Below are 12,224 nucleotides of genomic sequence, written 5' to 3'. Positions count from 1 at the left end.
CATGTCGGTGACGAGCAACGGTGTCGCGCAGCAGTCCCTGCTCCGTGAGCGGGGGACGTATGTCATCACGGGCGGAGCGGCGGGCATCGGCCGGCTGTTCGCCGAGTTCCTGGCGAAGCAGGTCCATGCCCGGCTGGTGCTCGTGGGCCGCTCGGCTCCGGAGGCTCGCACGGCGGAGCTGCTGGAGCGCCTGCGGAGCCTGGGCGGTGAGGCGGAGTACCTCCGCGCGGACGTGTCGGACCGGGCCCAGGTCCAGGGACTCGTCCAGCGGGCGAAGGCCCGGTTCGGACCCCTGCACGGACTCATCCACTCCGCGGGCGTGCTGCGCGATGCGCTGCTGATCAAGAAGACGCGGGAGGACATGCGCGCCGTGCTCGCGCCCAAGGTGCAGGGCGTGATGGCGCTCGACGAGGCGCTGAAGGACGAGCCGCTGGATTTCTTCGTCCTCTTCTCGTCGCTGTCAGCGGTCATCGGCAACGTGGGTCAGGCGGACTACGCGTACGCCAACGCCTTCCTGGACCGCTTCGCGGAGCGACGTGAGCGGCTCCGGGCCCGGGGCGAGCGCACCGGGAGGACGCTGTCGCTGAACTGGCCGTTCTGGCGCGAGGGCGGCATGTCGCTGGATGCCGCGTCCGAGAAGTACATGACGCAGGTCATGGGGCTGAACCCCATCGGCACCGCCACCGGCCTCCAGGCGTTCATGGACGGTCTGGCTTCGCCGCTGTCGCAGTTCGTGGTCGTGGAGGGCGACCGGCAGAAGGCAGGCCGCACCCTGGGACTGCCCGGCTCGGAAGCCCCCGCACCGCGTGCATCCTTGGAGCCTGCGCCTGCCGCCGGTTCCAGCGACCTGCTGGCGCGAACGGAAGCCTTCCTGAAGACGCTGCTCTCACGGGAGACGAAGGTGCCCGTCGAACAGTTGGATCCGACCGAACCGCTCGAGCGCTACGGCGTGGACTCGCTGGTCATCGTCGGAGTCAACACTGCGTTGCAGCAGCACTTCGGTGACATCTCCCGGACGCTGCTGTTCGAGTACCAGACCACGCGCGAGCTGGCCGAGTACTTCGTCCGTCAGCACGGCCCCCGGATGCGGGAGCTGGTGGGCGCCGCCGCCACGGAGGTGAAGGCCCCGGCCGCTCCGGTGCGGGAGCCCGAGCGCGACGTCCGCCCGGCCGCGTGGGAGCGCGCGGATCCGATGGAGGACGCCATCGCCATCGTGGGCGTGAGCGGGCGCTATCCGATGGCGGATGACCTCTGGGCCTTCTGGGACAACCTGAAGGCGGGGCGCGACTGCATCACGGAGATTCCGCTGGGGCGCTGGGAGTACCCGCCCTACTTCGACGCGGACAAGGACGCGGAGGGCAAGAGCTACTCGAAGTGGGGCGGCTTCCTGTCGGACGTGGCGGCGTTCGACGCGCTCTTCTTCAACATCTCCACGCGCGAAGCGGAAGGGATGGATCCGCAGGAGCGCCTCTTCCTGCAGACGGTCTGGTCGCTGTTCGAGGACGCGGGCTACACGCGGCGCACCCTGGCCCCCAAGGCGCCCAGGACGGGCGTGTTCGTCGGAGTGATGTACGGCCAGTACGAATGGCTGGGCGTGGAGGCCGCGCTGCGGGGCCTGGCCTCGCGGGCGCAGTCGGGGCACTGGTCCATCGCCAATCGCATCTCCTACTTCTTCAACTTCCAGGGCCCCAGCCTGGCGGTGGACACGGCCTGTTCGTCATCGCTCACGGCCATCCACCTGGCCTGTCAGTCCCTGCGCTCGGGCGAGTGCGACGTGGCGGTGGCGGGCGGCGTGAACCTGTCCATCCATCCGCACAAGTACACGCTGCTGAGCCAGGGCCGCTTCGCGTCCAGCGATGGACGGTGCCGCTCGTTCGGAGAGGGCGGCGACGGCTACGTGCCTGGCGAGGGCGTGGGCGCGGTGCTGCTCAAGCCGCTGAGCAAGGCGCTCGCGGACGGGGACAGGGTGTACGCGCTGGTGAAGGGCTCGGCGCTCAACCACGGCGGCAAGACGAACGGCTACACGGTGCCCAACCCGAACGCCCAGGGCGACGTCATCGCCGAGGCGCTGCGGCGCGCGAAGGTCGACGCTCGGGAGCTGGGGTACCTGGAGGCGCACGGCACGGGGACGTCGCTCGGGGACCCCATCGAAGTCACCGGGCTGACGCGCGCGTTCGGAGCACCGGCGGCGGAGCATGGGCGCGTGCCCATGGGCTCCGTGAAGTCGAACATCGGCCACCTGGAGGCGGCGGCGGGCATCGCGGGGGTGACGAAGGTCCTGTTGCAGCTGAAGCACGGGCAGCTCGTGCCTTCGCTCCATTCGGAGCCCGCGAATCCGAACATCCGGTTCGCGGACGCGCCCCTCGTCGTGCAGAAGGAACTGGCCCCGTGGCCCGCGAAGGCGCACGGGCCGAGAAGGGCGGCCATCAGCTCCTTCGGCGCGGGAGGCGCGAACGCGCATGTGGTGCTGGAGGAGTTCCGCGAGGAGAAGACCGGAGCCCAGGCGCCGGAAGGCCCGTGGCTGTTCCCGCTGTCCGCGAAGGCACCGGACCGTCTGCGGGAGGCCGCGGAGCGATTGATCCGCTACGTGCGGGAGCGCATGGAGCCCGAAGGCGTTCGTCCCTGCGACGTGGCCTTCACGCTCCAGGTCGGGCGCGAGGTGATGGAGGAGCGCCTGGCCATCGTGGCCGACAGCAAGGCGGCGCTGCTCACGAAGCTGGAGGCCTTCCTGGAGGGCCGTTCCGCGGACGGGCTGTATCGGGGCGCGGGCCGCAAGTCCGCGCTGCTGAGCTCGGACGAGGACGCACGGCGCCTGCTGGAGGGCTGGCAGCAGCGGGGACGGCTGACGAGCCTCGCGGAGGCCTGGGTGGAGGGCGCGGCGATCGACTGGCGTCTGCCGGGGCACGAGGCCTGCCGGCGCGTGTCGCTGCCCACGTATCCCTTCGCGCGCGAGCGGCACTGGGTGGAAGCCGCCGCGATGGAGGGAGGTCTGGTGGGGCCGCATCCGCTGCTCGGGCGGTTGAAGCCGGAGGCGAGCCTGGGCAGCGGGCTGGTCTTCCAGCAGCGCTTGTCGGACGCCGCCTGGGTGGTGGCGGAGCACCAGGTCCGAGGCCGCGCCATGTTGCCGGGAGTGGCCTACCTGGAGATGGCCACCGTGGCGGCGCGTCAGGCACTGGGCCCCGGGAAGTACACGCTGCGGAGCGTGCGGTGGTCACAGCCCCTGGTCGTGGAACGAGCAGGCCGCGAGGTCCGGCTAACGCTCCGCAAGGACGAAGCGGACCGGATGGAGTTCGAGGTCCGCAGTCAGCAGCGCGGAGACGCCGAATGGACGACGCACGCGAGCGGTGAGGTCCTGGCCCATGACGCCGAGGGCGGAGACGACGCGGCGGTGTCACTGGACGAGGTGCGTGGCCGTTGTGTCCGGCACCTGGCAGCAGGCGAGGTGTACGCGCGCTTCGAGGCCTTGGGCCTGCGCTACGGCGAAGGCTTCCAGACGGTGCGGGAGGTGTGGAGCAACGAGGAAGAGGTCCTCGCGCGCCTGGAAGCCAGCGCCGCGCAGCAGGAGGCCTGGGGCCGCTGGGCACTGCCCCCCGGCGTGATGGATGGAGCGCTGCAGAGCATCCTGGGGCTGAGGACCGGCGACGGCCTCGCGGTGCCCTTCGCGGTGGAAGAGGTCGCGGTGCGCGGCCCCGTGCCGCCAGAGGTCTACGTCCACGTCCGTTCATGCGGAGACCTGCGCTACGACATCACGCTGTTGGACCGCGACGGAGAACCCTGCGTCGAGCTGAAGGAAGTCGCGCTGCGCGAGTGGCGCGAGACGGCGTCGGAGGTCCCAGCCAAGGCCGAAGCGCTCCTGTACGTCCCGAGGTGGGAGCAGGCTTCGGTGCCTGCGCGAGCCCGCGAATGGACCTCCACGACGCAAGGCGCGCGAGTGGTGCTGGTGGGGCACGAAGGCAGCGCCGAGCTGGAAGAGGCACTGGCGCAGGCGCACGCGGCGGACGGTGTGGTGCGAGTGCGGCTGTCGGAGCGGACGCACCGTCACGCTCCGGGCCATTGGGAGTGGAACCGGCGCGACGAGGCCGGAGCGCAGCAGTGGCTGCAAGAGGCCGGAGGCCTGACGCGGCTGTACTTCCTGGGAGGCGTCACGGCCCGCGTGGAAGACGAAGCGGCGCTGGAAGCCAGCCAGGAGCGGGGCGTGGTGGCCCTCTTCAGCCTGGTGAAGGCACTGAGCGCGCATGGCTGGGCCCTCAAGCCGTTGGAGTTGAGGGTGGTGACGGTGGGCGCGCACCGGGTAGTGGAGGGCGAGAGCCCGCGTCCGTGGGGCGCGAGCGTGCAGGGCTTCGCGAAGGCAGTGGCGAACGAATACCCGGCGCTGCGTGTCAGCTACGTGGACGTGGGGACCGAAGACGTCGCGCGCGGCCAGTGGGTGGACGGAGTGGTGGGGGAGGAAGGGGACGGGAAGGGAGCGGACGTGGCGCTGAGGCAGGGACGCCGGTACGTGCGGCGGCTGCTGCCAGTGAAGCGGTTGCAGCAGGGACGGATGCCACTGAGACAGCGCGGCGTGTACCTGCTGGTGGGCGGAGGCGGCGGCATCGGGCTGGCGGTGGCGGAGTGGCTGGCGAGGAAGTACGCGGCGCGGCTGGTCATCGTCGGAAGGCGCGCAGCCGAGGGCGACCTCGCGCGGAAGCTGAAGGGACTGGAGGCCGCCGGAGCCGAGGTGGAGTACGTGCGGGCGGACGTGACGAAGCCGGGCGAAGCGGCTCGGGTCGTCGCACAGGCGAAGCAGCGCTTCGGCACCGTCCACGGCGTCTTCCACCTGGCGATGGTCCTCCACGACTGCGCGCTCGAGCGCATGACGGAGGACGTGCTGCGCTCGGTGCTGGACTCGAAGGTGAAGGCGAGCGTGGCGGTGCACGCGGCGCTGGAGGGAGAGCCGCTGGAGTGCGCGGTCTTCTTCTCCTCGGGCCAGTCCATCTGGGGCAACGCGGGGCAGGCGAACTACGCCGCGGGGAGCACGTTCCAGGATGCCTTTGGCGCCTGGGTGCGTGAAGCGAAGGGCCTCCCCGCGTTCGTCCTGAACTGGGGCTACTGGGGCAGCGTCGGCGCGGTGGCCAATGCGCACCATCAGCAGCGCTTGGCCCAGCAGGGCATCCTGCCCATCGAGGTCGCTGAAGGCATGGAGGGCATGGAGGCGGTGCTCGCGGGAGCGGCGCCGCAGGTCATGCTCTTCAAGGCCACGCGGCCCCTCCTGGAGCGGCTGGGCGTGGACTTCAGCCGGAGCGTGGACGTGTACGCGCCCGGAACCCACGGGCTGGATGCACGAGCCCTGGAAGAGGCAAGCACCTGGGGCCGGCGGGCGGAGTCGAACGTGCAAGGAGCGGCCACGGCCTACGCCGACGTCGAACAGTGGGGCCGGGCACTGCTGCTGAACGCATTGAAGCGCCTGGGCGCCGTGGGCTCCTCGGGCGAGGAATGGGACCTCCACACGCAGGCCCGGAAGGTGGGCGTGGTCGAGGAGCACTCCCGCCTCTGGCAGGCGCTGATGGGCGTGCTGGAGCGGGGCGGCTATGTCGAGCGTCAGGGCACCCGCATCCACGTGAGGCCGCAAGCCACCCAGTCGCCCGATGCGAATGGCCTGGAGGCCTGGAAGCAGCGGCTGCTCACCGCGCATCCCGACCTGGGCCACCTCATCTCCCTGCTGGCCCTCTGCCTGGACGCCTATCCCGACGTGCTGACCGGCCGCCGCGAGGCCACGGCGGTGCTCTTCCCGCAGGGCTCCATGGAGAAGGTCGAGCGCGTCTACAAGGGCAACCCCATCGCGGACTTCTTCAACGGCCTGGTGGCGAACGCGATCCGCGCGTACGTGCAGGCCCGCGTCGCGGAAGCCCCCTCGGCCGTGGTCCGGATCCTCGAAGTGGGAGCGGGGACCGGCGGCACCAGCGAGCACGTCCTGTCCGCGCTCAAGGCGCTGGGGCCGCACGTGCGCTACGTCTACACGGACGTGTCCGCGGGCTTCGTCCGGTACGGAGCGGAGAAGTACGGCACGGCGCACGCCTTCCTGGAGCCGAAGGTCCTGAACATCGAAGCGGACCCCAGCGCGCAGGGCATCGAGCCCGGGAGCGTGGACCTGGTGCTGGCCACCAACGTGCTGCACGCGACCCGGAGCATGGGCCGCACGCTGGGCCACATCCAGCGGATGCTCCGCGCGGGCGGGCTGGTCGTCATCAACGAGCTCACCCGTGTCTGGGACTTCACGACGCTCGTCTTCGGCATGACGCAGGGCTGGTGGCTCTACGAGGAAGGCGAGGGCCGCATCGAGCACTCGCCGTTGCTCGATGCCGCGGGGTGGACCGCGCTGCTGGGCCAGGCGGGCTTCGCGAAGGCGGCCTTCGTCCCGCACGCCACGGGGGCAGGTCAGGACGTGGTCATCGCCAGGAGCACCGGACAGGTGGTGCTCGCCGCCCAGACGGTGGCCGTGAAGGCCACCGCGCCCGAAATCACCCGTCGGGACAAGCCCGTCCCCGCGAAGCGGAAGCAGGCCCCCGCGCCGGTCCTGGACCCGCGCGCGAAGACGCTGGCCTACGTCACCCACGTGTTCGCCACGCTCCTGAAGATTGCCCCCGAGCGCTTTGATCCGCAGGCGACCTTCGAGACCTACGGCGTGGACTCGCTGGTGAACCTGTCGGTCATCAAGCAACTGGAGAAGGACTTCGGGAAGCTGCCCGCCACGCTGCTGTTCGAGAACATGACGCTCGACATGCTGGCGACGTACTTCATGGCGGAACACGCGGAGCGCGTGCGCACGCTGTTCCACGAAGAAGCCCCGGAGCCCGAGCCGGTCCAGGCGAAGCCGCCCGAAGTCCCGCAGCCCCGGTTGGGCGACAGCCCGGAGGGCGACCTGGAGCGCATCCGCGCCTACGTGGAGGGCCTGTCCGGAGCGGAGCTGGACGCGGCGCTGGCACAGGTGCTGGGAACCCCCGCGCTCCAGGACCGCTAGGAACGACAAAGGCTCCATCGTCCGGAACACTCGGACGGTGGAGCCTCGGTACTTCAGGGAGCCCGTGGCTCCCCGCGCTCACGCCTGCGGCGAGAGGATCTTCGTGATGGCGCCTTCGAGGCGGCTCTTGGGCACCGCGCCGACGATCTGCTCCACGACCTTGCCGCCCTTGAACACCAGCAGGGTCGGCAGCGAACGGATGCCGTACTCCTGGGACGTGTCCTGGTTGGCGTCGACGTCGAGCTTGGCGATCTTCATCTGGCCCTTGTACCGGGTCGCCAGCTCAGCGACGGCGGGAGCAATGGCCCGGCAGGGAGCGCACCAGGCAGCCGTGAAGTCCACGAGCACGGGAACGTCCGACTCCAAGACTTCCTTCTTGAAATTGGAATCCCCGATATCCAGTACATCCGTGCCAGCCATGTTTCCTCCTGGTACCTTTGCGCCCGAGACACATGCAGGGGCCGCGACCATCCTGATCCGGAACCTAAGGGCCACGCAGCGAAAAAGCACGGCTTTGGCGGCCCGGCGGCGGAACCAGTGTCGGAGAGTGGAAGACGACCCCATTCGCGGAGCGAAAGGCAGGGCCAGATGCGAGAGGGAAGGGCCATCTTGGGGCGCGTGGTGTGGCGGGAGCTGACGACGCCGGAGCCGGAGAAGGCGAAGGCGTTCTACGCCGACCTCTTCGGTTGGACGTACGAGGAGGCGGCCCCTGGGGCGGGCACGGCCATCCGGCTGGGGGAGGTGCCCCTGGGGGCCATCCGTCAGGCCCAGCGGGTGGGGTTCGGGACGGGCTGGGTGAGCTTCGTGTCGGTGGACAACGTGGACGCCTCGGTGGTGATTGCCTCCGCGGACGGGGGAGGGGCGTTGCCGGGGCTGAGGGACGTGCCGGGGCTGGGGCGGGTGGCCCGGGTGGTGGACTACGCGGAGGCGATGCTCGCCGCGGTGAAGAGCCCTCCGGGGACCCCGGTGCCGCCGAAGGCCGGTGTCGGCGCCTTCTGCTGGGAAGCGCTGATCACCCCCGATGTCGCCCGGGCGAAGGAGTTCTACGGCAAGGTCTTCGGCTGGAGGATGCAGACCGCAGCGGACGGAAGCACCGTCTTCGCGGCGGACAGCACCCCGGCGGGCCAGGTCGCGAGCATGGAGGAGTCCCCGGACGCCAGGCAGCACTGGCGCACGCACCTCCGGGTGGAAAGCCTGGACGCCACGCGTGAGCACGCCGTGCGGCTGGGAGCGAAGGTGCTGATCCCCCGCAGGGCGAACCCCACGGGAGGAAGTCTCGCGGTGCTGACGGATCCCACCGGCGTGGAGTTCGGGCTCCTGGAGCCCGCGCGCGCGGACTGAGCGCGCTGCGGATCAGGGCGACTGATCTACGAGGTCTGAGGATGACGCGCTCGGTAGAAGCGCCCACGCCGAGCAGAGATGCTCGCGAGGGTTAATCGCATGAACTGTTTTAGCTCCTGCCGGCCGAGTATTGCCTTTGGGACGCCTCAGTCCGCACTCATCGTCGCTGTAACGCATGACAAGCACGTTGAAGTGGCGGTAGGGCACGGGAATCGAACTCGCCAGGGACTGCTCTCGCAGCCCCTCACCGGTTTTGAAGACCGGGCCGGCCACCAGGTCCGGAGGCCCTACCGCTTCGGATTACCGCCGCTTTGGCGCCGCTCCGTCAACCGCCGTCACGGCTTGCGCGCGAACACGAGGGCGTACTCGTCGCAGTTGAACAACGCGGTCCACTGGCGCTGCTCCGGCGTCATCCGCATGGCCTTGTGCACGTCCGCGCGCACCTGGTGCAGCGACGTGCTCCCGGGCTGCTTCTCCAGCTGCGTCATGCCCCGCAGCGCCACCAGCGCCGTGTTCACCGCCGGGTACACGTCGTCCGCGATGGACTCCACCTTCGCGTCCTGGAACCCCGCCCGCCGCAGCTCCGACAGGTAGCGCTCCGTCGACCACACGTTCTCCTCTGGGAAGGCGATCAGCCCCCGCCAGTAGCGGTAGCGCAGCCGCTGCCGCAGCCCGGCGTTCGACTCGCGGTCGGTCTTCTGCGCCATGTCCGCCATCACCAGCCGGCCTCCCGGCTTCAGCACGCGGAACGCCTCGCGCAGGAAGTCCTGCCGCGTCCGGAAGTGCATCGCGGACTCCAGCGCGAACACCACGTCGAACGCCGCCTCGCCGCCGGGCAGCGCCGTCGCGCTTCCCACCTCCAGCCGGACCACGCCCTCCAGCCCCGTCAGCTTCAGCCGCTCGCGGCCCACCCGGACCTGGTTGGGCGTGATGTTCACCCCGACGATGCTCGCGGGCTTGAACTCCTCCGCCCACAGCAGGTCCTGATCCGCGTACCCGTTGCCACAGTCCATGACCGCGTCGCCGGGCCCCAGCTTCGCCGTCCTCGCCAGGAGGCGCGCCATCTCCGCCTGCGCGGACCGGAAGAGCTCCCCCACGCGCTCCACGTTGGAGTCGTCCACCTTCTCCACGTTCTTCCAGTAGCCCAGGTTGATCCAGAAGGGCTCCCGGCCCGTCTCCACCCGGATGTCCTGCGGCGAGGGCATCCCCGCCACCCAGGCCCCTGTCTGGGTCGTGTAGAAGCGCTCCGGGTCCGCCAGCAGCGCACTCTTCAACCGCGTCGCGACCTGCCTCACATTGACCATCCCAAGCCTCCTTGGACTTCGGACTTCCAATCGACGGCGGAACCCTAGTCCGGGTCGCTGCGATTCCAGACCTGGCTCGCAAGTCGGTTTTCACTGGTGAAAGGAGCGGGGGACGCCCGCCCGCCGTCCCAGGGGGCGTCTTGCCCGGCGCGTCACCCGGGCTTCATGATGGACGCCCTTTTCCGCCATGCCCCGAATCTTCCGTCCTGTCCTCCTGGCACCGGGTCTCTCTCCGGCGTCCGTCCTGCTGCTGTGCCTGTGTCTGTCCTTGAGCACGGGGACCGCACGGGCGGCGACGCCCGCGTTGCCCTTCCGCGTGGGGCCTCCGGCGGCATGGGTGAAGCCGCTGCCCATTCCCGCGGACTCCGGCCCGGCTTCCGCGGGTGAAGAGGAGACGAGCGTCTCCCGGTTGCTGGTGGAAGAACAGGTGCGCGTGTCGGGCCATTCGCAGGAGCACTACCTGCACTCGGCGCGGAAGGTGCTGTCGCCGCAGGGCATCGACAGCGTCACGGACATCCAGCTCTCGTTCGACCCGACGTACCAGAAGCTCACCGTCCACGGCATCTGGCGCATCCGCGACGGCCGCCGCGAGGACCTCTTCCAGCCCGCCGAAGCCCGCGTCATCCAGCAGGAGCCCGAACTCCAGAACCGCCTCTACAACGGCGCGCTCTCCGTGGTGCCCTTCCTGCGCGACGTGCGCGTCGGCGACACCGTGGAGGTCGCGTACACGCTCGAGGGCGCCAACCCCGTCTTCGGCGGCCGCTTCTCCGACTTCGTCGTCGTGGGCAAGCCCTTCCCCGTGGGCCACTTCGCCTACCGGCTGCTGTGGCCGGAGGGGCGCTCGCTCTACGTCCGGGACTTCGCCGCGCCGGGCCTGACGCGCTCGGAAGCGCTGCTGGGCAACGAGCGGGAGATCATCCTGGAGCGCCGCCACGTGCCCGCGGTCCACTCCGAGGACAATGTCCCCGGCTGGCAACCCGTCTACCCGTGGCTCCAGCTCAGTGAGTACAAGGACTGGAACGACGTCGCCCGCTGGGCCTCGGCGCTGTTCCAGGTGCCCGCACGCTCCAAGGCGCTGGAGCAGGAGATCCGCCGGCTCTCGAAGGAGCCCACGCCCGAGGCGCGCTTCGTCGCCGCGCTGCGCTTCGTCCAGGACGAGGTGCGCTACCTGGGCATCGAGATGGGCCCCAACTCGCACCAGCCCCATCCGCCCGATGAGGTCCTCCAGCGCCGCTTCGGCGACTGCAAGGACAAGTCCCTGCTGCTGGTGACGCTCCTCAAGGGGCTGGGCATCGACGCGCAGCCCGCGCTCGTGAACACCGGCCTCACGCAGCTCCTGGACGGCTGGCGTCCCACCGCCCGCGCGTTCGACCACGCCATCGTGCACGCCACCGTGGGGGGCCGCGAGCTGTGGGTGGATCCCACCGCGACCCTGGAGCGCGGCGGGCTGGACAGCTACGAGCCGCCTCCCTACGGCCGGGCCCTCATCGTCGCCCCCGGCACGACGGAGCTCTCCGTCATCCCCGCGCCGACGTTGAAGGAACCCTCCGTCTTCGTGGACGAGACCTACGTCGCGACGGACCGCGACGGGCCGGCGACGCTCGACGTCGTCACCACCCGCACGGGCGAGTCCGCCAACGCCATGCGCCGCATGCTCGCGGGCACGTCCGTGTCCGAGCTGTCCCGCTTCTATTTCAACTACTACGCGAAGAAGGACGCGAAGATCACCGTCGCCAGCCCCATGACGGTGGACGACGACACGGTGAAGAACGTGCTCGTCGTGCACGAGCACTACCGCATCGAGGACTTCTGGTCCTCCGACGCCCGCCGGGACTTCAGCGCGCACACCTTCCACGCGTACCTCAAGGAGCCGGGCTACTCCCGCCGCGCCTTCCCGCTGGAGGTGGAGCACCCCGTCTTCGCCCGCCACCGCATCACGCTCAAGTCCGGCGAGCCGCTCCACGACGGCGCGGACCATGACGTCGTGGACGGGCCCGCCTTCCACTTCGAGGCCGACACGCGCGCGGACGGCAAGACGCTGGTGCTCGACTACCGCTACCAGAGCCTCGCGGACGCCGTGCCGCCCGAGCGCATCGCGGAGTACGTGAAGGCCGTGCGCGCCACCGAGGACAATCGCGGCTACTACGTCCAGCTCGGGAGCCGCGAGCGCCGCCTGCGGACCTCGCCACCGCCGTCCGGCGAGGCCGGCGCCATCCTCCTGGGCGTCATCGCGACGTGCGTCGTCCTCTGGTTCGTCATCGCGCAGGGAGGCCCGGTGGAGCTCTGGCGCAAGGGTCGCGCCTGGGGCCGGCGCCGCGCCTTCGCGCGCAAGTTCGACGCCAGCCACCAGGGCGACAGCGCCTGGTCCGCCATCCCCATCACCGGCCCGCAGGAGCTGCTGTCCACGCTGGGCCGGCTGCGCTGCGCCTGTGGGGCTACCAGCGACGCTCCACGGGAGTCGCTCCGCCACGAAGCCGTCGTCCTGGGCGAGCGCCACCTCACGCTGGTGCAGTGGCAGTGCCCCACCTGCGCCCGCGCCCGCCGCGCCTACTTCGAGGACAAGGGCTCGCGCGCCGCCTGAC

5 protein-coding genes and 1 tRNA gene are annotated in these 12,224 nt (G+C 70.3%); 3 read left to right on the top strand and 3 right to left on the bottom strand.

What is annotated here, in order from left to right:
• Position 1 precedes the first annotated feature (1 nt).
• Entirely contained in the window at positions 2-6,997 is a 6,996-nt protein-coding gene (locus JYK02_RS35315) for an SDR family NAD(P)-dependent oxidoreductase (protein ID WP_207057360.1), read from the top strand.
• Positions 6,998-7,075: 78 nt separating this feature from the next.
• Here JYK02_RS35315 and trxA read toward each other — a convergent pair whose 3' ends face one another.
• Positions 7,076-7,417 (bottom strand): thioredoxin, encoded by a 342-nt coding sequence (gene trxA / locus JYK02_RS35310; protein WP_207057359.1) that lies wholly within the window; start codon positions 7,415-7,417, stop codon positions 7,076-7,078.
• 168 nt (positions 7,418-7,585) lie between these two features.
• Here trxA and JYK02_RS35305 point away from each other — a divergent pair, with 168 nt between their 5' ends.
• Positions 7,586-8,338: a VOC family protein gene (locus tag JYK02_RS35305; RefSeq protein ID WP_207057358.1), complete on the top strand. Its 753-nt coding sequence runs from the start codon at positions 7,586-7,588 to the stop codon at positions 8,336-8,338.
• A 193-nt stretch (positions 8,339-8,531) separates the two neighbouring features.
• Here JYK02_RS35305 and JYK02_RS35300 read toward each other — a convergent pair.
• Together JYK02_RS35300 and JYK02_RS35295 are read right to left on the bottom strand one after the other, a co-directional pair.
• Positions 8,532-8,630: transfer RNA gene (locus JYK02_RS35300), tRNA-Sec, on the bottom strand.
• Positions 8,631-8,673: 43 nt separating this feature from the next.
• Positions 8,674-9,642: an SAM-dependent methyltransferase gene (locus tag JYK02_RS35295; protein WP_207057356.1), complete on the bottom strand. Its 969-nt coding sequence runs from the start codon at positions 9,640-9,642 to the stop codon at positions 8,674-8,676.
• 187 nt (positions 9,643-9,829) lie between these two features.
• Between JYK02_RS35295 and JYK02_RS35290 the strand changes: the two genes are divergently transcribed.
• On the top strand, positions 9,830-12,223 hold the full coding sequence (locus JYK02_RS35290) for a DUF3857 domain-containing protein (RefSeq protein ID WP_207057354.1): 2,394 nt from the start codon (positions 9,830-9,832) through the stop codon (positions 12,221-12,223).
• Position 12,224 lies beyond the last annotated feature (1 nt).

It is taken from the genome of Corallococcus macrosporus (assembly GCF_017302985.1).
GTDB lineage: Bacteria > Myxococcota > Myxococcia > Myxococcales > Myxococcaceae > Corallococcus > Corallococcus macrosporus_A.
Note: the sequence above shows the minus strand (reverse complement) of the source record. Positions and strands in the feature narration are given on the sequence as shown.